The organism is Campylobacter sp. CNRCH_2007_0968H (genome assembly GCF_025773245.1).
Lineage (GTDB): Bacteria > Campylobacterota > Campylobacteria > Campylobacterales > Campylobacteraceae > Campylobacter_D > Campylobacter_D lari_D.
In genome coordinates, this window is record NZ_JAKMTQ010000013.1 from 19514 (window position 1) to 38388 (window position 18875).

22 protein-coding genes are annotated in these 18875 nt (G+C 29.1%); 14 read left to right on the top strand and 8 right to left on the bottom strand.

The annotated features are described in order from the left end of the window. Position 1: 1 nt before the first annotated feature. A complete protein-coding gene (gene thiH, locus L8Y18_RS07235; protein ID WP_263665058.1) occupies positions 2-1135 on the top strand; it encodes a 2-iminoacetate synthase ThiH in 1134 nt (377 codons plus the stop codon). Beyond that, complete coding sequence (locus L8Y18_RS07240) at positions 1125-1739, top strand: thiamine phosphate synthase (protein ID WP_263661170.1); 615 nt, start codon at positions 1125-1127, stop codon at positions 1737-1739. The genes thiH and L8Y18_RS07240 overlap by 11 nt, the downstream gene beginning before the upstream one ends. 4 nt (positions 1740-1743) lie before the next feature. On the opposite strand, the gene L8Y18_RS07245 is transcribed toward L8Y18_RS07240, so the two are convergent. Next, on the bottom strand, positions 1744-3105 hold the full coding sequence (locus L8Y18_RS07245; protein ID WP_133319807.1) for a DASS family sodium-coupled anion symporter: 1362 nt from the start codon (positions 3103-3105) through the stop codon (positions 1744-1746). 202 nt (positions 3106-3307) lie between these two features. Here L8Y18_RS07245 and mapA point away from each other — a divergent pair, with 202 nt between their 5' ends. From mapA to L8Y18_RS07275, 6 genes are all read left to right on the top strand, one after another. Beyond that, on the top strand, positions 3308-3955 hold the full coding sequence (mapA, locus tag L8Y18_RS07250) for an outer membrane lipoprotein MapA (protein ID WP_263662964.1): 648 nt from the start codon (positions 3308-3310) through the stop codon (positions 3953-3955). Beyond that, positions 3952-4533 (top strand): ComF family protein, encoded by a 582-nt coding sequence (locus L8Y18_RS07255; RefSeq protein WP_263670380.1) that lies wholly within the window; start codon positions 3952-3954, stop codon positions 4531-4533. Before mapA ends, L8Y18_RS07255 begins: the two co-directional genes overlap by 4 nt. 21 nt (positions 4534-4554) lie before the next feature. Further along, a complete protein-coding gene (gene gyrA, locus L8Y18_RS07260; protein WP_258107955.1) occupies positions 4555-7125 on the top strand; it encodes a DNA gyrase subunit A in 2571 nt (856 codons plus the stop codon). Between the two features lie 61 nt (positions 7126-7186). Continuing rightward, positions 7187-7696: an LPP20 family lipoprotein gene (locus tag L8Y18_RS07265; protein ID WP_133319811.1), complete on the top strand. Its 510-nt coding sequence runs from the start codon at positions 7187-7189 to the stop codon at positions 7694-7696. After that, a complete protein-coding gene (locus L8Y18_RS07270) occupies positions 7672-8118 on the top strand; it encodes a hypothetical protein (protein WP_133319812.1) in 447 nt (148 codons plus the stop codon). Before L8Y18_RS07265 ends, L8Y18_RS07270 begins: the two co-directional genes overlap by 25 nt. A gap of 62 nt (positions 8119-8180) precedes the next feature. Beyond that, positions 8181-9383 carry an ABC transporter permease gene (locus L8Y18_RS07275; RefSeq protein WP_133319813.1) on the top strand — a complete coding sequence of 401 codons (1203 nt, stop codon included), beginning with the start codon at positions 8181-8183 and terminating at the stop codon, positions 9381-9383. A gap of 10 nt (positions 9384-9393) precedes the next feature. Here L8Y18_RS07275 and L8Y18_RS07280 read toward each other — a convergent pair whose 3' ends face one another. Genes L8Y18_RS07280 through L8Y18_RS07290 form a run of 3 tightly spaced genes read right to left on the bottom strand, consistent with a single transcriptional unit; the run spans position 9394 to position 10820 of the window. Next, positions 9394-9951 carry an SCO family protein gene (locus L8Y18_RS07280; protein WP_133319814.1) on the bottom strand — a complete coding sequence of 186 codons (558 nt, stop codon included), beginning with the start codon at positions 9949-9951 and terminating at the stop codon, positions 9394-9396. Positions 9952-9954: 3 nt separating this feature from the next. After that, positions 9955-10401, bottom strand: coding sequence for a hypothetical protein (locus L8Y18_RS07285; RefSeq protein WP_133319815.1), 447 nt, complete (start codon positions 10399-10401; stop codon positions 9955-9957). Then, complete coding sequence (locus tag L8Y18_RS07290; protein WP_133319816.1) at positions 10401-10820, bottom strand: copper chaperone PCu(A)C; 420 nt, start codon at positions 10818-10820, stop codon at positions 10401-10403. Before L8Y18_RS07290 ends, L8Y18_RS07285 begins: the two co-directional genes overlap by 1 nt. Positions 10821-10946: 126 nt before the next feature. Here L8Y18_RS07290 and L8Y18_RS07295 point away from each other — a divergent pair, with 126 nt between their 5' ends. From L8Y18_RS07295 to L8Y18_RS07305, 3 genes are read left to right on the top strand one after another with little or no spacing between them, the layout of a single operon-like run. Next, positions 10947-11918, top strand: coding sequence for a L,D-transpeptidase family protein (locus L8Y18_RS07295; protein WP_133319817.1), 972 nt, complete (start codon positions 10947-10949; stop codon positions 11916-11918). Further along, a complete protein-coding gene (locus L8Y18_RS07300) occupies positions 11918-12925 on the top strand; it encodes an alanine racemase (protein WP_263676566.1) in 1008 nt (335 codons plus the stop codon). Before L8Y18_RS07295 ends, L8Y18_RS07300 begins: the two co-directional genes overlap by 1 nt. A gap of 37 nt (positions 12926-12962) precedes the next feature. Then, positions 12963-13172 (top strand): hypothetical protein, encoded by a 210-nt coding sequence (locus L8Y18_RS07305; protein ID WP_133319819.1) that lies wholly within the window; start codon positions 12963-12965, stop codon positions 13170-13172. Here the strand turns inward: L8Y18_RS07305 and L8Y18_RS07310 are convergent. From L8Y18_RS07310 to hemB, 4 genes are read right to left on the bottom strand one after another with little or no spacing between them, the layout of a single operon-like run. After that, the gene (locus tag L8Y18_RS07310) at positions 13169-14443 is read right to left on the bottom strand and encodes a (Fe-S)-binding protein (RefSeq protein WP_263676567.1); all 1275 of its coding nucleotides are present in this window, start codon (positions 14441-14443) and stop codon (positions 13169-13171) included. The two genes, L8Y18_RS07305 and L8Y18_RS07310, sit on opposite strands and share 4 nt — an antisense overlap. A gap of 1 nt (position 14444) precedes the next feature. After that, positions 14445-15800, bottom strand: coding sequence for an oxygen-independent coproporphyrinogen III oxidase (hemN, locus tag L8Y18_RS07315; protein WP_263659633.1), 1356 nt, complete (start codon positions 15798-15800; stop codon positions 14445-14447). Further along, the gene (locus L8Y18_RS07320) at positions 15797-16270 is read right to left on the bottom strand and encodes a DUF2603 domain-containing protein (protein ID WP_220567285.1); all 474 of its coding nucleotides are present in this window, start codon (positions 16268-16270) and stop codon (positions 15797-15799) included. The genes hemN and L8Y18_RS07320 overlap by 4 nt, the downstream gene beginning before the upstream one ends. A gap of 2 nt (positions 16271-16272) precedes the next feature. Continuing rightward, the gene (gene hemB, locus L8Y18_RS07325; protein WP_263676568.1) at positions 16273-17256 is read right to left on the bottom strand and encodes a porphobilinogen synthase; all 984 of its coding nucleotides are present in this window, start codon (positions 17254-17256) and stop codon (positions 16273-16275) included. Between the two features lie 71 nt (positions 17257-17327). Between hemB and ribA the strand changes: the two genes are divergently transcribed. From ribA to L8Y18_RS07340, 3 genes are read left to right on the top strand one after another with little or no spacing between them, the layout of a single operon-like run. Further along, positions 17328-17888, top strand: a complete 561-nt coding sequence (gene ribA / locus L8Y18_RS07330) for a GTP cyclohydrolase II (RefSeq protein WP_220567283.1) — start codon at positions 17328-17330, stop codon at positions 17886-17888. Then, positions 17885-18478, top strand: coding sequence for a 16S rRNA (guanine(527)-N(7))-methyltransferase RsmG (rsmG, locus tag L8Y18_RS07335; RefSeq protein ID WP_263676569.1), 594 nt, complete (start codon positions 17885-17887; stop codon positions 18476-18478). The genes ribA and rsmG overlap by 4 nt, the downstream gene beginning before the upstream one ends. After that, the gene (locus L8Y18_RS07340) at positions 18472-18861 is read left to right on the top strand and encodes a hypothetical protein (protein WP_263662272.1); all 390 of its coding nucleotides are present in this window, start codon (positions 18472-18474) and stop codon (positions 18859-18861) included. The genes rsmG and L8Y18_RS07340 overlap by 7 nt, the downstream gene beginning before the upstream one ends. Positions 18862-18875 lie beyond the last annotated feature (14 nt).

Below are 18875 nucleotides of genomic sequence, written 5' to 3' on the forward strand. Positions count from 1 at the left end.
AATGCAAAAATATCCTCATATGCAAAGTATTGAAAGTGAGATTTTAACTAAGGTTTTAAAAGAAGTTAAAAATTTTGATGAAAGTAAATTTAGCGCTTTTGATGTAAAACAAGCTTTAGTTAAAGATTATCTTAACATAGAAGATTTGAAAGCTTTGCTTTCAAGCGCAGCAGAAGATTTTATAGAAGATTTAGCACAAAAATCAAGCAAGATTACTCAAAAATATTTTGGAAATTCCATTTTGCTTTTTACGCCTTTATATCTTTCTAATTTTTGCAATAGCAAATGTACTTATTGTGGATTTCAAAAAGGAAATAATATTAAAAGAGCTAAGCTAAACGAGGCTGAAATTCACAAAGAAATGCAAGAGATTAAAAAAAGTGGCTTGGAAGAAATTTTACTCTTAACAGGTGAGGGCAGGGAATATGCTAGCGTAGAATATCTTGCCAAAGCTTGTGAGATAGCAAAAGAGTATTTTAAGGTCGTGGGAATTGAAGTTTATCCTATGAATGTAGATGAGTATACATTGCTTCATGAAAAGGGTTGTGAATATGTAAGTGTTTATCAAGAAACTTATAATCAAAAAACTTATTCTAAAATTCATATTGAAGGTGAAAAAAGTGTATTTGAGTATCGTTTTCATGCACAAGAGCGAGCGTTAAAAGCAGGTATGAGAGGGGTTGCTTTTGGAGCTTTACTTGGCGTGGATGATTTTAGAAAAGATGCTTTTGCTACGGCTTTACACGCGTATTTTTTACAGCAAAAATACCCTCATGCTGAAATAGCTTTATCTATCCCTAGATTAAGACCTATTATCAATAATAAAAAAATTCATCCAAAAGATGTAAGTGAAACAAGGCTTTTGCAGGTTTTATGTGCTTATAGATTATTTTTACCTTTTGCGAGTATTACGATTTCTACGCGTGAAAGAGCAGGATTTAGAGACGGGGTTATTAAACTTGGAGCTACTAAAATGAGTGCAGGTGTAAGCGTGGGGGTAGGTGAGCACCAAGGTGATAAAAAAGGTGATGATCAGTTTCAAATTAGTGATATGCGTAGTGTTGATGAGGTTTTAGTTATGTTAAAAAATGCAAATTTACAAGCTATAATGAGCGATAGTATTTATGTGGGATAAAAAAATCATTGCTATTAGCGATAGTCAAAATACCCAAGGAGATTTTTTAAATTTTATTGAAAAACTAAGTCAAAGTAGTATTGATGCTTTAGTGCTTAGAGAAAAACATTTGGATGAGTTAGAATATACTAAATTAGCCAAAGAAGTATTAAAAATTTTTAATAAAACTCAAAAAATTTGCTTTTTGCATTATCATTATGAAGCTTGTTTAAAATTAAATCATCAATTTTTTCATGCTCCCTTAATAATTTTACAAAATTACCCACAAAGTTATAAAAAATTTGAGCTTTTGGGTACTTCTGTCCATTCTAAAGAAGAATTAGATTTAGCTTATAAGTTTAAAGTAAATCATGCTTTTTTCGGACATGTATTTGAAAGCTCATGTAAGGCTGATTTAACACCAAAGGGTATAAAAAATTTAAAAGATTTGTTAGAAGTTTCAAAAATACCCATTTATGCTATAGGTGGGATAAATATCCAAACTATAAATCATTTAAAAGATTTAAATTTAGCAGGCGTATGTATAAGAGAAGCTTTGTATAAAAGTAAAGATGTAAAAAACTATGTTTTAAAGTGTAAAGATCTTTTAGTCCAAAAGGACTAAAAGATTATAGCCAGAAAAAGTATGCAATTACTGCAAGTGCGATTGAGCAAAAGATATTTAATATAATCCCAACTTTTACCATTTCTTGTTGTTTAATATGTCCTGTACCAAAAACTATAGCATTTGGTGGTGTAGCAACTGGTAGCATGAAAGCACAAGAAGCACCAATAGCAATGATTAAAGCAAGTCCTAAAGCAGGAACGCCTAAAGTATCTGCTATAGAGATAAATAAAGGCACAAGTAAGGCTGCTGAAGCAGTATTTGAGGTAAATTCAGTTAAAAATACTATAAAAAATGCCACAATTAAACCTATAATAAATAAATGTCCATTTTCTATAAATGAAATGATAGTATCAGCCATTACTTTACTAGCGCCAGAATCTCTTAATACTACACTTAGAGTGATACCTCCACCAAAGAGCATTAATACACCCCAATCGGTATTTTTTTGTATATTTTTCCAATCAATTACTTTAAAAGCACATACTAAAACAGCAGCCAATAAAGCAATAATTGCATCAAGATTTGCTATTTTGTGTCCAAAAATACTTGTGATGATAGGACTGATATTACCACTAAAAATCCAAGATAGTGCAACGACTAAAAAGATTATTAAAGTGATGATTCTAGGTCTTGTAAGTTCTATATTTTCAGTATGTAAATCAACTTGTAGATTAAATTTAGGTTTAAACATAAAGTATAAAATTAAAATCATTGCAGGTAGGAAAATTAAAACAATAGGAATTCCGTATTTTAACCATTGTGCAAAAGTAATGTGTAATTGAGTGGCAACGATTGCATTTGGTGGAGTTCCTACTATGGTGCCTATACCACCTATACTCGCACTAAAAGCTATACCTAAAAGGATGAAAACATAAGTATTTCTATCTTTTTGCGGATCAAGTGAAGCTAACATACCTATAGCAAGCGGAAGCATCATAGCTGCTGTTGCGGTATTACTCATCCACATGGATAAAAATGCAGTAGTGATAAAAATATACAAACTAGAAAGGCCTAAATGCCCTTTTGCTAATGTTAAAATTTTATGTGCAATAAGTTTGTCTAATTTTTGATGATGCATAGCTGCGGCCAAAGCAAAACCACCAAAAAATAAAAAGATATTAGAATCAGCAAAACCTGTTAAAGCTTTAGCGGTGGGTAGTAATCCCAAAATAGCAGCTAAAACAGGTACTAAAATAGCTGTAATAGTAACATGCAAAGCCTCACTAAGCCATAAAACGGCAATAAAAATTAACAAAGATAAACCTTGGTTTACTTTAGTTTCACCAAAAGGGGAAAAATAAAGCAAAGCGATAAATAACACTAAATCAGCAACGACTATAAGTGTTTTTGTATTTGAACTCATTTAACAACTCCTTTAAAATATTGCAGTTTTGTAACATATTCTAAATGAATTTTCTTTTAAATATCAATTTTTGTATAAAATTTTTTCAATAAAATTATTCTTGTGTGAAAAAAAGTAAGTTTTAGTAAAATTTATTTGTTTTTGGTATAATTTTTGCTAATTAAAAATCATAAAATAATAAAGATGATTCTAAGGAAAAAAGATGTTAAAAAAAGTATTTGTATTTGTTTTAGCTTTATTTTTTAGTGCATGTGCTGTAAATTCTAAAAATCAAAGTGTTGCAAAAGTTAATGAGCTTATAAAAATTCAAGCACAATGTTATAATCCTTCTGATTCTAAAGCATATGAAGCAAAAATTAAAGGCCTTGTGTATATTAGTGATGTGGGACTTAAGTATTGCACAAATAAAAGAACAATTGATAAAAGTGCTTCCTTAAAAAAAGTTTATATTCATAGGGTATATGATTTAAATGAGAATTTAAAATATTCTTCTTCTAATGGAAGTAATTATTACATCAATGAAAATTTCAACTATTATTTTTATGTGTTTTTAAAAGAAGAATTAGAAAATAGAGGTATAGTTGTAGTAGAAGATACACAAGATTCTCCTTATGTTTTAAGAGTAGATTTAAGTTTTAATGATTTTTATTCTAAATTTGATTCTAATTCTTTATTTTCAATTATTGCTAGTCAATTGACACTAAAAGATATTAATACCAATAAAACTATTAATATTAAAACCAAACAAGAAGTTAAAGGTTTTTATAATATCAAAGATCTACCTTTTTTCACTCAGCTTCTTATAAAACAAGTGGCTAATAAATCTGCAGATATTATCAGCTCTTTGTGAGGTGTTTTAATTGCCATGGATTTTCCTTTGCGAGTTTTTGTCCAGCTTGCAAGGAAGAGCTTTTAGAATATTCTTTAGGTATAAGAGAACTTGAGGGAAATTTTAAAGTTTATTATTTTTATCAATATGAGCAAATTAAGCATTTGATTTATTTTAAACACAAATTTCAAGGCTATTTTGTTTTAAATGCTTTAGCAAAATTGAGTTTTGCTAAATTTGAGGATTTTTTTCAACCATCTTGTAAAATTAATGCTATAGCTTTAGATGATAAAACATATAAAAATTACTCTCATACTGCTATTTTAACTAAATACTTAAATACTAAATTTATAAAACCTATGTATCACACCTTGCAAGCTAGTTCAGAATTTAAATATAGTGGTAAAAGTTTGAAATTTCGTAAAGATAATAAAAGATCTTATAAGCTTTTAAAGCGTCCAAAATATCCTGTAGTTTTAGTAGATGATGTGATAACTACTGGATTAAGTTTATTAGAGGCAAAAGAGCTTTTAGAAAAAAATAATATTGAAGTGCTTTTTGCTTTAGTTTTGGCTAATGCAAAATTTGATACAATATAGGCATTAATTTTAAGGATTTTTATGGAAAATATTTTTACTAAAGATTCAGATATTGAAAATATAGATATAGAAAGTTCTATAAAAAGTAGTTATTTAGATTATTCTATGAGTGTTATTATAGGCCGCGCCTTGCCTGATGCTAGAGATGGGCTTAAACCTGTTCATAGAAGAATTTTATATGCTATGAATGATTTAGGTGTTGGAAGTCGTAGTGCATACAAAAAATCAGCGCGTATAGTGGGTGATGTAATCGGTAAATATCATCCACATGGTGATACAGCTGTATATGATGCTTTAGTAAGAATGGCGCAAGATTTTTCTATGCGTTATCCAAGCGTAGATGGACAAGGAAACTTCGGTTCTATTGATGGTGATGGCGCTGCTGCGATGCGTTATACTGAAGCTAGGATGACGATTTTAGCTGAAGAGCTTTTGCGCGATATAGAAAAAGATACGGTTGATTTTATACCAAATTATGATGATTCTATGAGTGAGCCCGATGTTTTACCTGCTAGGGTCCCAAATTTATTGCTTAATGGTTCAAGTGGTATTGCAGTAGGTATGGCTACTAATATTCCTCCGCATAGCTTAAATGAGCTTATTGATGGTTTGCTTTATTTAATTGATAATAAAAACGCAAGTTTAGAAGAAATAATGCAATTTATTAAAGGACCTGATTTTCCAACCGGCGGTATTATCTTTGGTAAAAAAGGTATTATAGAAGCATACCGCACAGGTCGTGGTAGGGTAAAAGTAAGAGCAAAGACCCATATAGAAAAAAGAGCTAATAAAGATATTATCGTTATAGATGAACTTCCTTATCAAACTAACAAAGCAAGATTAATAGAGCAAATCGCTGAACTTGCCAAAGAAAAACAAATCGAAGGTATTGCTGAAGTTAGAGATGAGAGTGATAGAGAAGGAATTCGCGTGGTAATTGAGCTAAAACGCGATGCTATGAGTGAGATTGTGTTAAATAATCTTTTTAAATCTACCACTATGGAAAGTACTTTTGGTGTGATTATGCTTGCTATACATAATAAAGAGCCAAAAGTTTTTTCTTTAATTGAGCTTTTAAATTTATTCTTAAATCATAGAAAAACTGTAATTATTAGAAGAACTATTTATGAGTTGCAAAAAGCTAGAGCTAGAGCACATATTTTAGAAGGTTTAAAAATTGCACTAGATAATATTGATGAAGTGATAGCTTTGATTAAAAACTCTCCTGATAACCCAACGGCTAAAAATTTATTAATGCAAAAATTTGGTCTAAGTGAGCTTCAATCTAATGCTATTTTAGATATGAAATTAGGCCGTTTAACAGGTCTTGAGAGAGAAAAAATTGATAACGAATTAAGGGAATTATTAGCAGAAATAGAGAGGCTTGATCAAATTTTAAAAAGCGAAACTTTGCTTGAAAATTTAATCAAAGATGAGTTAAAAGAAATCAGAACAAAATTTGATGTACCAAGAATTACTCAAATTGAAGATGACTATGATGATATTGATATAGAAGATTTAATACCAAATGAAAATATGGTAGTTACTATCACTCATCGTGGCTATATTAAGCGTGTTCCAAGTAAGCAATATGAAAAACAAAAACGCGGTGGTAAAGGCAAGGTTGCAGTTACAACTTATGATGATGATTTTATAGAAAGTTTCTTTACGGCAAATACACATGATACCTTGATGTTTGTTACTGATCGTGGACAGCTTTATTGGCTTAAGGTTTATAAAATTCCTGAAGGAAGTAGAACTGCTAAAGGCAAAGCTGTGGTTAATCTCATTAATCTACAAGCAGATGAAAAAATCATGGCAATTATTCCAACCACTGATTTTGATGAAAGTAAATCATTGTGTTTCTTTACTAAAAATGGTATCGTAAAACGCACAAATTTAAGTGAATATCAAAACATTAGAAGCGTGGGTGTAAAAGCGATTAATCTAGATGAAAATGATGAACTTGTTACTGCAATTATCGTAGCAAGGGATGAAAATGAAACTCAAGAACAAAATTATGAAGAAAATTTAGAAAATGAAATGCTTGAACCTAATGAAGAGCTTGATAATACTATCGTTGGTAAAATGCTTTTTGCGGTTACTAAAAAAGGTATGTGCATTAAATTCCCACTTGCTAAAGTTAGAGAGATTGGCCGTGTAAGTAGAGGGGTAACTGCGATTAAATTTAAAGAAAAAGATGATGAGGTTGTGGGTGCTGTTGTTATAGAAAATGACGCTCAAGAAATCTTAAGCGTAAGTGCAAAAGGTATAGGTAAGCGTACTGATGCTGGAGAATATAGACTTCAAAGTAGAGGTGGTAAGGGTGTTATTTGTATGAAACTTACTGCCAAAACAAAAGATTTAATCGGTATAGTCATAGTTGATGAAAGTATGGATTTAATGGCATTAACAAGTAGTGGTAAGATGATACGCGTTGATATGCAAAGCATTAGAAAAGCAGGTAGAAATACAAGTGGTGTAATTGTTGTTAATGTTGAAAATGATGAGGTTGTAAGCATTGCTAAGTGTCCTAAAGAAGAAGATGAGGAATTAGATGCTGAAACTAATATGGATTTAAATTTAGAATAGTAAAATTATTGGAATGCTTTTTGCTGTTTTAATAAAATCAAATAAATTGAAGGTGTAAAAAATGAAAAAAGTTATTTTTATGTTTTGTTTAGCTTTGGGTTTTAGTGCTTGTGCACTAGATCAAAGAGGTGTGAATCCAAATCAGACTCAAGCAGCAAATTCTGATGTTGTGGTTCAAAAAGTTGATAAAGATGATGTGCGTAACATCATTAGAGAAGAAAAAATGCTTGCAAATGATACAAGCACAGACAATGATCTAACTTTTACAGCGGTGGGTGAGGGTATTGCTCCTTTAAATACGGTTTCAGTTGGTCAAGCTTTGGCTTTAGCTAAAAGAGCGGCAATTACCGATGCTTATAGACAATTAGCAAGTAAGTTGTATGGTGTCAGAGTTAATGGTAAAGATACAGTAAAAGATGCAATGCTTAAAAGCTCAACTATTACAGCGCAGGTAAATGGTTTGATTAAAAATGCAAGTGTTGTAGATCAAGACTTTAAAGATGGTCTTTATAGAGTAAATGTAGAACTTAAAATTGATGCTGACAAGTGGAAAGAATTGTTTGCTTATTAATCCTCATAATTTTTAATGCTACTGCCCAAGATGAATTTATATTTTGGGCAGAACTTTCTAATAAAAATTTTATTCTTTATCATCAAAATGAAACTATTTCTATGGCTATGACTAAAAGTAAAAATAAAAATTTAGAATATGCTTGTGAGTTAGCATATACGCCAAGTGATTTGAAGTCTTTAATACGCAATGATTTTGGTATGGTGGCTGAAGAAAAGATGACAAAGCTGGATAAATTTAACTTTTTAAATGCTCACAAAAATGATTTAATTGATTGTTTTTTTAACTCAAAAATAGATGTAAAAGACTTTGTAAAAAGTGAACAAGCAAGTGCGCAAAGTGAAACTTATGTGAGAATTTTGCCGCTAAGATTTATAGTTGAATTTCACGATAATAGTGCCTTTGTATATTATCTTAAATAAATACAAAGCTTGCTTTTATAAAAATCAAGTTAAAATACTTAAAAAAATATTAAGAGTAAAAGATGTATAAAAGTATCCCTCGTTATTTATTATTTAAATACCTGCGTTTTGATAAAGATCAACCCTTTATTATGCTTTCAAAAATTTTAGCCTTTTTAGGTGTAAGTATAGGACTTTGTGTGCTTTTAGTTGCAATGGCCATTATGAATGGCTTTGATAAAGAATTTGAGAGAAAACTTTTTACTATGAATTACCCTATCACTATATTACCGCGTTTTGGAGCAAATGTAGATGATAAATTATTACAAGAATTAAGAAGCAAATTTCCAAATTTATTATTTAGCCCTTATATTACTACTCAGGTTATAGCAAGAAATGATTTAAAATTGGAAGGCGGTATGCTTTTTGGGGTTAATTTTGAAGATGAAAAAAAGATCAATGAGGTAGTAGCTCAAGCTTTAGAAGATAAAAAATTAGATAATTTTGATATTTTAATTGGTAAGGGTTTAAAAGATGAATTTGGACTTGATTATAATGAAAAAATTACCTTAATTTTTTCCAATCTTAATGCAAGCGGACTTTCGCTTATTCCAAAAGTTAAAAGATTTGATGTTATGGCTGATTTTTCTTCAGGTTTGTTAGCTTATGATAAAGCTTATATGTATACAGATGTAAAAGCTTTAGCTAAGATTTTGTCATATCCCCAAGGAAGTTATGATGGGGTACATGTATATTCAAATAAGCCTTTTGAGGATATTAAACAAATTGAAGCTTTCTTGGGTGCAAGATATGCTAGTATAGGCTGGTGGGAGCAAAATGGAAATTTCTTTGCAGCATTAGCTTTAGAAAAAAGAGCTTTGTTTATAGTATTGATGTTGATTATTTTGGTCGCAAGTTTAAATATAGTAAGTTCTTTATTAATGATAGTAATGAATCGTCGTAGTGAGATAGCTTTGTTGCTTTCTTTAGGAGCTAGTAAGTTAGAGATTAAAAAAACATTTTTTTCTTTAGGATTTTTGATAGGTGGAGGTGGTATCGTAGCAGGTGTGATACTTGCAGCTATTGCTTTGTGGATACTTGGAAATTTTGACATTATTTCTTTACCAAGTGATGTTTATGGCATGAGTAAGCTACCTTTGGAGCTTTCTTTTGTTGATTTTTGTACTACGATTTTTGGTGCTATTATGATTGTGAGCCTGTCTTCTTATTATCCTGCTAAAAAAGCAACACAAGTAGATATTTTAGATACTTTAAGAAACGAATAAATTGAAAAATTTATTCGTTTAAGAATTTTTGAATTTCATTGAAAAAGTTTTCATAACTGATATCTTTAATGGTTTTAATAAATTTTCCATTCTCATCAATCAAATAAAATTCGCCACTATGTGCTATAGAATATCCCATAGCGGAATCTTTAAGATTGATTTTTTCATATACTACGCCATAATTTTTAGTAACTTTTTCTAATTCTTTTTCATCTTTAGCAACCAATGCAGTTGAATTTGGGTAAAAATACTTAACCCATTGGCTAGTTTGAGTTAAGTTGCTATCTCTTGCTGGATCTAGTGAGATAAATATCACATGAGCTTTTTCTTTATTTGGCATTTTTTCTAAAACATTAGCAATCAAGGCAAGCTCACTAGGACAGACATCAGGACAATATGTATAGCCAAAATATACAATTAGTTTTTTACCGATAAAATCTTTTAGACTAAGTATGCCTTTTTCAGAATTTAAGTGAAAATTGTATTTGTTGTTTTCAAAATACTGCACAGATATAAAAAATACTCCAAAAATTACCACAATTAATAAAAAAATATTTATTTTTTTCATATTTTACCTCTTTACATCAAAGTCAAAATAAAAACCTAGTGGAGTTTCATCATCAAAAAGCTCTATTCTAAAACGCATTATATCTAGAGTGCAAGAACTTAAAACTAATTTAGCATGATAAGTATTGTTTATTTTTTTAAATTGTGGAACAATATCTCCCATATACATATTAAGTCCATAAACCCTAGCATTAAGTTTTTTAAACTCACCTAAATTGGTAATATTTAAATCAAGCTCATTTAATGTAGTAATAGGCTTTGGATTTAAATTTACTAAGACTTTTTTATCCTTAAAATTGTATTCACATTCTTGAATGTTTAGATCACATGTTAGAGGTGTTAAAGTGGTAATTAATTCTCTCTTTTTCCCGGTATTTGATGAATTGGTGTAAAAATAAGCCCCGCATATAGCAAAGACTATAGCTAAGGCAAAGACAAGTAGATTTTTCATTATTTTTTAATGCTTCTTGACTTGATATCTTTTAGTTCAATTGTGCTATTATCATCAAAATAAAGAGTTAGATTGGCCTTTGTTTGCGGTGTGATATTTTCTTTGAGATTTAGTATCATAATGTGCATCCCACCAGGTTTAAGTTCGGTGCTTGAATTAGCTTTTATTGTGATTTGAGGAATTTGAACCATCATTTTTTTACCATCCTTCATAATATGATCATGAATTTCAGCTGTATCGCTTAATGAACTTTGAGCTTTTATGAGTTTAATATCTTTGTTGGAGTTGTTTTTAAGTTCTAAAAAAAATGCCGTTGTTTTAGAATTAGGTGGAGTTTGTCTTACATAAGGATCATTTATAGTAATTTGATTTGAAAAAGCAAAAGTGCTTAATATGGCTAAACTAAGTAATTTTTTCATTATTTTTCCTTTTTTTGTTTTTGGTTATTTGTAAACATTATACACGGAAAAAATTAAAAATATATTTATTGTAAAAATATTATAATTAGCTCTTTGTTGTTTTAATTTTTAATAGAAAGGTGAAAATTGTTTAAAATTATATTAGCATTGTTTAGTTTGGCTGTGTTTGCAAATGCAAATAATCTTGCAAAAATTTATCTAAACGAAGGTATTGATGCAGTTGAAAGGGTATTGGAGCAAGAGTTAAGTAAAAAAGATTTTTGGCTTGATGAGATAAAAGACAAAAATATTAGTTTAGGATATTATGAGGAAAATGTTGCAATAGTTTTAACAAATAAAAGTGATAAAATTATTAGAGTTTATCACTACAATGATGGAAAAGTAGAAAAGAAATTTATCCAAAGGGATGTTTTAACAGGTCTAGCTGGAGATAAAGAAGTAGAAGGAGATTTAAAAACTCCAATAGGTTTTTACGAACTTGGAAAGAAATTTTATCCTGGTGATCCATATTATGGCCCATTTGCATTTGCAACAACTTACCCAAATGTTTTAGATAAAACTTTGGGTAAAACAGGTGGTGGTATTTGGATTCATGGCTATCCTTTAGATGGAACACGCTTGGATACTTATAAAACTAGAGGTTGTATTGCTGTGCATAATGATTTATTGGAAGATTTTAATAAATTAGTAGCTGATAGAAAATCTTATGCAATGACAGAAGAGAAAAATAAAGTAAGAGCAACTCATGATGAAATAGCGATTTTACTAGCTAATTTATTTGCCTGGAAAGATAGTTGGCAAAAAAGTGATATAAATAAGTATTTATCTTTTTATGATAAAAAAATTTTTAAACATAATAATAAATCCACTTATGAGCAATTTGCAAAAAATAAAGAAAGAATTTTTGCAAAGAGAGAAAAAAAGAGCATTAAATTTTCAGATCTTAGCATAAGTCCTTATCCAAATGATAAAAATGAGAAAATTTTTAGAATAGGATTTTATGAAGACTATCGTAGTACTAACTATAAATTCAAAGGAGAAAAAGTCCTTTATGTTAAGCTAGTTGAAGATAAAATGCAAATTTTAGCTGAACAATAATGGCATATATAAAAATTGATCGTTTGGCTTATGAGTATAATCTTGACTTGATAGCCTCTAAAGCAGGAGGTTATCAAAAAGTAATATGTGTTTTTAAAGATAATGCTTATGGACATGGAGCTAAGCTTTTAGCTCCTATAGCTAGAGCAAAAGGTATAAATTTTATAGCGGTAAAAAATGAAGCTGAAGCAAAAGAGCTTGAAGATATTTTTGATAATATCTTAATTTTATCCCATCATCCACATGGCAATGAAAGTGAAAAATTTATTTATGCTTTAAATGCTAAAAATGATATTAAAAAATTCAAGCAAAATATAAAAATTCATTTAGTTGTAGATACAAATATGCATAGAAATGGAATTATACCTGAAGAAATTCAAGAAGTGATACAAGAACTACAAAGTAATAATTTAATACTTCATGGAGTGATGATGCACTTTGCAGGAAGTGATGAAATAGATGCTAGTTATTTTGTGCAAAAACAAAAATTTAAACAAGCTAAAGAGCTAATATATACTTTGCTTTGTGATGAAGCTAAAAAGCTTATATTTCATTCACATAATTCTGAAGCATTGTTTAGAGCAAGCGAGCTTGGGTGTGATGAGTATTGTAGAGTAGGGCTTGTGCAATTTGGCTATGCGCATTTTAATAAAGACTTACGCAAAGTTTTAAGTTTATGGGCTGAAAAATTAAGCCAAAGAGTGTTGAAAAAAGGTCAAAGTGTTGGTTATGGTGGTGTATATAATGCAAAAGAAGATCTTGAAATAGCAACTTATGATTTAGGTTATGCAGATGGGCTTTTGCGTTATGATGGAAAACAAGATTTTTTTCTTCCTAATGGTAAGAAATTGCTTGGAAAAATGTCTATGGATAGTTTTTCTTGTGAGAATGATGAAGATGAAATTTGTGTTTTAAATGATGCAAATATTATGGCTAGTTTTTTTAATACTATCAACTATGAAATTTTAGTCAAACTTTCTCCAAATTTGAAAAGAATTTTAGTTTAAGATAAAAAGTGTTAATATATCTAAAGAAAGGGCAAATATGGCATTTTTAAATTGGGCTATTTTAATTTTATTTTTATTTATAGTATTTTTATTGATAAATCGTTACGAGAGAAAAATAAAAATTTTATATAAAAATATTGAAATCTTGAAAAACGAGTGTAAAAAAAATAGTGAAAATATAGAAAAAAATAGAATTTTAATAGAAAAAAATAGATCAAATATCGAAGATATAAAAATTCAAGATTAATTTTTATCTTGAAGTATTTTTGCTATCAATTCTAATGGATGTAAAAAATGCGTGGAGGATTTTTCATGCTCTAATGCATTTGAAATTTGCATTCTACAAGCTGAACATTCTGCACTGATAATTTCCACATTGCTTTTTTGTATATTTTGAGCTTTTCTTATACCAACTTGCAAAGCTTTTTCATAGTGATCAGTTTGCATACTAACACCGCCAAAACCACAGCATTCATTTGAGTTAATAAGTTCTTTGAAAGTATAGTTTTGTTTAAGCAAGGCTCTAGGTTCTTTAAAAACACCTTGCATTTTTCTTGCATGACAAGGATCGTGGTATGCAATTTTTGTCTTTAATTTTTTCTTTGTTTTTAAAAGCTCTTCTAGTTTAGTATATTCATAAAAATATTTTGTTGCAAGTAGTATTTTACTAGAAATATTTTTAGCTCTTATAGCCCATTCTTCATCTTTTTGCATGTGGAAAAAATGTTCATAGTCTATATTAATCATCGCAGAACAGGTTGCTTCGGGGATAATGATATAATCTAGAGTTTTTAATTTTTCTTCAAAATAAACGATATTTTTTTTAGCTAAAATTTCTATACTTTTAAAATCTCCAGTAAAATAATGAGGAGCACCGCAACAAGATTGATCTTTTAGTAAATCTACATTGATTTTAAGATGTTTACAAATTTCAAGCAAAGCAAAGCCCGTATTTGTATAAGAGTAATTTGACAAGCAGCCTATAAAAAGTCCTATGGTTTTTTCACCTTGATTATTTATGAAATCAGGATTAGAAGCTAGAAAGCTTTTTTTAGCTAAAGAAGGAAGCAAACGATCTTTTTTGATTAAAGGTAGGTTAAATTTAGCTTTCATTCCCAAATTTTTATGTTGTAAACTAAAAGCACAGCTTTGGAAAACATAACCAAATCTTGCTAAAATATCTAGAATTTTTCTGCGTCTTAGAAAAAAGAAAGCAAGTTTTTTGTACCAAGCAATGCCAAATTTTTGTGCTATATCGTAACGCACTTTTTCAATAGCACTATCCACTCTTAAATGGCTTGGACAAACTTCAACGCAATTTGTACACAAAAAACATGATTCAAATATTTTTTTAAGATTTTTATCAAGCTCTAGTTCTTGGTTTTCATAAGCACTGATTAAATCTAAAAAGCCACGAGGGGAAGTACTCTCATCACGATTTATTTCATGTATGGTGCAAACTGGTATGCATTTTCCACATTTTACGCAAGCATTAGAAATTTCATTAACATTTAACATATTAAACCGTTTTAGAGAAAACTTTTTTATCTTCGCTAATGCGTTTTAAATATTTATCAAAACACATAGCAATATTACGGATTAAAAGTACTCCTGTTTCATTAACTTTGATATGAGTTTTATCTATGTTGATAAATTCATTAAGTTTTTGGAGTTCTTCTAAATCTTGCTTAAAATATTCAAAAAAATCAATCTTAAATTTACTTTCAATATTTTTTATATTAAGAGCAAAATTACTCATAAGTTCCATAATAACAGCTTTTCTTAGTTCATCATCATCATCAAGCATGATACCTTTTTCGCAAGGCAATCGACCTTCATCGATAGCCTTTTCGTAGCTTGGCATATCTTTGAAATTTTGCATATAGTGTCTTTTACCTTCGCCTATACTTGTTAGGCCAATCCCGATTAAATCAGTTCCGCCTTTTGTAGTATAGCCTTGAAAATTTCTATGCAAACTACCATTTTCTAAGGCTTTAAAAAGTTCATCTTGTGGTTTTGCAAAATGATCCATTCCTATCATTTTATAACCATTTTGAGTTAAAAATTTTTCACAATATTCTAAAATTTGAAGTTTTACATCAGGACTTGGTAGAGTGTTTTCGTCAAATTTTCTCATATTTTTTTTAAGCCAAGGCACATGTGCATAATTAAAAATAGCAAAGCGATCGGGATTAATCAGCAGTGCTTTTTCTAAAGTTTGCTTAAAACTTTCTAGACTTTGATAAGGAAGGCCATAAATTAAATCCATATTTACTGAATTTATCCCTTTTTTTCTTACCATATCTACTGCATTTTTGGTAAGTTCAAAAGGTTGAATTCTATGAATTTCCTTTTGAACCTTTTCGTTAAAATCTTGCACGCCAAAACTAATGCGATTAAAGCCATTTTGAATTAAAACATCAGCTTGTTCTTCATTTAAGAATCTAGGATCAATTTCACAACTTACTTCACTATCTTGGGTAAAATTTGGAAAAATGCTTTTTATTTTAAAAATCAAACTTTGCAATTGTTTAGCAGAAAAAAAAGTAGGTGTACCACCACCAAAATGCATTTGAGCTACTTCTCTTTGTGTGTCAATGGTATTTGTTAAAAGATCAAGTTCTTTAAAAAGATAATTTAAATACCTTTCTTTACTTTCTTCTTTTGCGGTATATATTACATTACAACCGCAAAAATAACAAGCACTCCTGCAAAAAGGCAAATGAAAATATAAAGATAATTGTGCTGTTTGTTGTTTTAAAATTTTTATATAGTCTTCATATTTAAAATGGGTGTTAAATTCTACTGCAGTAGGATAAGAAGTGTATCTAGGTCCTGCTTTGGAGTATTTAACAAAATTTTTATAATCTCTCATTTTTTACCTTTTTGCATCATTTCTTTCATGTTTATAAATAAGTTAGGATGTTTTGTATGAATATTGCTGATTAATTGATCTAAATCAATATTAACTTCTTTTATACCTTTGGAAACTTGATGTTTAATCTCATCCATTGCGACTGTCCATACATCATTAAAGTCAATAGGAATTTGTTGATAGATAGCCTTTTCTAGTTTAAGTTCAAAATTATCCTTTTGTATCTTTTTGGCACTTTGTAAAAACTCAATCAGAGTTTTTACAGAAAACATAGTTTTAACTTCATCATTTTCATCTACTATAAACCATGGTTCGGGTGCTAAATTATGGCCATTTTTTAGACTTAACTTTTTTTCTTTATCGTTAATGTGGGTTAGATGAAATATAGTTTGATTGTGTTTTTCTATGCCCAAATGATTAGATAATTCATTGATTACATCTTGAGAGCTTTTTTTGCTTAGACTATTCAATCTCACTCCTTATTTGTTAATAATTTTGCAATTTCTTTTGCATGATAAGTTATGATAAGCTTAGCTCCAGCTCTTTTAAAAGCAAGCATAGTTTCAAGTACTATTTTTTCATAGTCAATCACACCTGCTTTTTGACCTGCTTTTAACAAAGCATATTCCCCGCTTACATTATACACACAAAGTGGAAGTTTAGAATGATTTGCTATATCTTTTACTACATCTAAATACGCAAGTGCTGGTTTTACCATTAAGATGTCAGCGCCTTGTTTTTCATCTTCTAAGCTCTCACATAAGGCTTCTTTACCATTGGCAAAATCCATTTGATAGGTTTTTCTATCTCCATAACTTGGTGCAGAATCAGCCACATCTCTAAAAGGCCCATAATAGGCTGAAGCAAATTTAGTAGAATAAGCCATAATAGGTAAATTTTCAAAACCATTTTCATCTAAAGTTTTTCTTAAAGTTTCAATAATACCATCCATCATGCCGCTTGGTGCTATCATATCTGCACCGTTTTTAGCATGAATTAGAGCTTGTTTGGCTGAAATTTCTAAAGTTAAATCATTATCTACGCTTTTACTTTTTGGATCAATAATACCACAATGCCCATGATCAGTATACTCACAAAAACAAAGATCGGTAATTACCACCAAATCAGGAAATTTTGCTTTAATAGCTCTTAGACTTGTAGCAATCAAGCCATCATCGCTTAATGCATCACTTCCACAACTATCTTTTTTGGAACTTTCTAACACGCCAAACAAAATAATCGCTTTAATACCAAGATTAATTAACTCCTCACATTCTTTTAAAATTTCATCTAAGCTCATTTGAAACACACCTGGCATAGATGTGATTTCATTTTTAATATTAGCACCATTGATAATAAAAAGTGGATAGATTAAATCATCTAAATTTAAGGTATTTTCTTTTACTAAGCTTCTAATATTCTCATTAAGTCTTAATCTTCTAAAGCGTTTAAACATAAATTTCCTTTTTGTTTGTTAAAATTGTTTAAATTCTAGCATATTTTTTATAAAAAAGGTAAAGTAAAATAATGACTATTCAAATTTCTGAAATAGCAAAACTCCCTACTCGTTTTGGGGAATTTAATATACAAAGTTTTAAAGAAAATGATAAAGAACATCTTTGTATTTTTAAAGGAAAATTGGAAAAAGAAGTTAATATTAGAATCCATTCAGAATGTTTAACAGGGGATGTTTTGGGAAGTTTAAAGTGTGATTGTGGAGAACAGCTTGATTTTTCTTTAAAATACATTCAAGAGCATGGTGGTATGGTGATTTATCTAAGGCAAGAAGGAAGAGGTATAGGACTTTTTAATAAAATTAATGCTTATGCTTTGCAAGATAAGGGTTTTAATACCATAGAAGCAAATCATCAATTAGGTTTTAAGGCAGATGAGCGTAGTTATGAAATAGTAGAATTTATACTTAAGCATTATAAGATTTCTAAAATTAACCTTTTAACTAATAATCCTGAAAAACTAAATTCATTAAAAGAAAAAATTAATTTAAGAGTGCCTATTTTAATAAAAGCAAATCGTTTTAATAAAGATTACTTAGAAATTAAATATACACAAATGGGACATCTAAATTGAAAAAATACGAAGAGCAATTAAATTTTTTAAAAGATTTTGCAAATAAAGATGATTTTTTTAAAAAAATCACGCTCTATAAAGAGTTGTTAGAAAAATTTAATGCTGTGCATAATTTAACTCATTTTGAAAATATAGATGAAAATATTATTGATAGTGTTAAAATTTTAGATTTTTATGATTTGAGTAATAAAAAAAAGATCATTGATATTGGAAGCGGGGCTGGTTTTCCTGCATTATTTTTAGCTTGTATTTTGCAAAATAATGAATTTTTTCTTTTTGAGCCTAGCGCTAAAAAGGCTTCATTTTTAAGGGTGGTTAAAACTGAACTTAATTTGATAAATGTAAATATCATAAAAGAAAAATTACAAAACTATCCACCTTTTAAAGTAGATTTAATTACTTCAAGAGCTTTGATGGATGTAAAACCTTTGGTAGAAATTTCAAATGGTTTTTATGATAAAAATACTTTATTTTTGCTTTATAAAGGAAGTGAAGTTTATGATGAATTGCAAGAATTGAAAGATTATCAAATTTTTAATCAAGGCTTTAGGAATTATTGTCTTTTAAAGATAAAGGAAAAATTATGTTAATTTTTGGACATCCTTTGATAAATATGCAAAAATTTAGTTATTATGAAAATATTTTTATCAAAACAAATGTAAATTGTTTTAACTATAATGAACAAAATATAAAAAGTGCAAAAGAGGAAAAAATAGATTTTGCTATATATGCCAAGAATGAGGAAGAAATTTTACTTTCTAATGCACTAGGAGCAAAATATATTTTAATAGAAGATGAGAGATTAGCAAAAATTGCCTCAAAAATGGCTGAGTTTTATATGTTTGACTCTAAAATTTTATTTTTACTTGATGTTTTAGATAATAATTTAAAAAAAGCTTATGAGTTAAGCGTTGATGGAGTTTGTTTAAAATCTTATATCACTCAAACTAAACCCATTAAGGGTTTAGTTTAATTATTTAAAACTTC

Bases quoted from the DNA above. Each gene is read 5' to 3' on its own strand.
- thiH (WP_263665058.1), top strand. From the start codon at position 2: ATGCAAAAATATCCTCATATGCAAAGTATTGAAAGTGAGATTTTAACT.
- L8Y18_RS07240 (WP_263661170.1), top strand. From the start codon at position 1,125: ATGTGGGATAAAAAAATCATTGCTATTAGCGATAGTCAAAATACCCAA.
- L8Y18_RS07245 (WP_133319807.1), bottom strand. From the start codon at position 3,105: ATGAGTTCAAATACAAAAACACTTATAGTCGTTGCTGATTTAGTGTTA.
- mapA (WP_263662964.1), top strand. From the start codon at position 3,308: ATGTTAAAAAAAGTATTTGTATTTGTTTTAGCTTTATTTTTTAGTGCA.
- gyrA (WP_258107955.1), top strand. From the start codon at position 4,555: ATGGAAAATATTTTTACTAAAGATTCAGATATTGAAAATATAGATATA.
- L8Y18_RS07265 (WP_133319811.1), top strand. From the start codon at position 7,187: ATGAAAAAAGTTATTTTTATGTTTTGTTTAGCTTTGGGTTTTAGTGCT.
- L8Y18_RS07275 (WP_133319813.1), top strand. From the start codon at position 8,181: ATGTATAAAAGTATCCCTCGTTATTTATTATTTAAATACCTGCGTTTT.
- L8Y18_RS07280 (WP_133319814.1), bottom strand. From the start codon at position 9,951: ATGAAAAAAATAAATATTTTTTTATTAATTGTGGTAATTTTTGGAGTA.
- L8Y18_RS07285 (WP_133319815.1), bottom strand. From the start codon at position 10,401: ATGAAAAATCTACTTGTCTTTGCCTTAGCTATAGTCTTTGCTATATGC.
- L8Y18_RS07290 (WP_133319816.1), bottom strand. From the start codon at position 10,820: ATGAAAAAATTACTTAGTTTAGCCATATTAAGCACTTTTGCTTTTTCA.
- L8Y18_RS07300 (WP_263676566.1), top strand. From the start codon at position 11,918: ATGGCATATATAAAAATTGATCGTTTGGCTTATGAGTATAATCTTGAC.
- L8Y18_RS07305 (WP_133319819.1), top strand. From the start codon at position 12,963: ATGGCATTTTTAAATTGGGCTATTTTAATTTTATTTTTATTTATAGTA.
- L8Y18_RS07310 (WP_263676567.1), bottom strand. From the start codon at position 14,443: ATGTTAAATGTTAATGAAATTTCTAATGCTTGCGTAAAATGTGGAAAA.
- hemN (WP_263659633.1), bottom strand. From the start codon at position 15,800: ATGAGAGATTATAAAAATTTTGTTAAATACTCCAAAGCAGGACCTAGA.
- hemB (WP_263676568.1), bottom strand. From the start codon at position 17,256: ATGTTTAAACGCTTTAGAAGATTAAGACTTAATGAGAATATTAGAAGC.
- ribA (WP_220567283.1), top strand. From the start codon at position 17,328: ATGACTATTCAAATTTCTGAAATAGCAAAACTCCCTACTCGTTTTGGG.
- L8Y18_RS07340 (WP_263662272.1), top strand. From the start codon at position 18,472: ATGTTAATTTTTGGACATCCTTTGATAAATATGCAAAAATTTAGTTAT.